The 232-nt window shown below is 34.5% G+C and carries 1 pseudogene; it reads right to left on the bottom strand.

Features of this window, described 5'->3' with window-relative positions:
* Positions 1-232: pseudogene (locus tag Q4550_RS24190) on the bottom strand (penicillin-binding protein); the annotation flags it as partial.

Raw genomic sequence — 232 nt, 5'->3', positions numbered from 1 at the left:
CTGATACGCATCTTTGTCACTAAGATCTTTGGTTTCTTTATCGCTTAACTTCGATCTTGCCTCTTTTGGACGAGTAATAATCCAATAATCTTTCAAGTCTCTTTCAGTTAATTTTTCAGTCCCTTTCTCAATGTACTTTGAAAGATGTTCTGCCACTTCCAGTTTTTCTTGTTGAGTAGTCCCCTGTGTCTTAGTATAAGTAATAATAAAGGTAGGTTTATTATCTACTACA

It is taken from the genome of Anaerobacillus sp. 1_MG-2023 (assembly GCF_030547345.1).
GTDB lineage: Bacteria > Bacillota > Bacilli > Bacillales > Guptibacillaceae > Guptibacillus > Guptibacillus hwajinpoensis_B.
Note: the sequence above shows the minus strand (reverse complement) of the source record. Positions and strands in the feature narration are given on the sequence as shown.